The following is a 369-nucleotide window of genomic DNA, read 5'->3' on the forward strand; positions in this document are numbered from 1 at the left end:
CCATATTCCATTATGTTTATAAAGATGAACTTCTTTATCACTTACCTTACCTTTTTTATTTTCATTTTCCAAATATAAAAGCATTTTTGCTTTCTCTTTGCTTTTTTGTGCCGCTCCTAATTTATCTCCTATCCCTTGCCATCTTATCCTATCATACTTAATCTTAGCAAGAGGACTAGCTTGTATTTTAGCTAAAGCAAATTTAATTTTATTCTTTTTAGGTATAGCAAATATAGGATAACCTTTTATACTCATTCCTATTAAACCCATTTGTAAAACAGAATGTTTATTATTAACTTTATGATCTGAATAAGTATAAGGAAATACCAAAGCAACTTTAGTACAAGGTCCTCCAGCTACTGGAGGATT

General features: G+C 29.5%; 1 pseudogene. It reads right to left on the minus strand.

Annotated features, from left to right (window positions below):
* A pseudogene (locus AJ884_RS03725) lies at positions 1 to 369 on the minus strand (hypothetical protein); the annotation flags it as partial.

Origin of the sequence: Campylobacter sp. BCW_6463 (assembly GCF_001762785.1) — a bacterium.
Classification (GTDB): domain Bacteria; phylum Campylobacterota; class Campylobacteria; order Campylobacterales; family Campylobacteraceae; genus Campylobacter_D; species Campylobacter_D jejuni.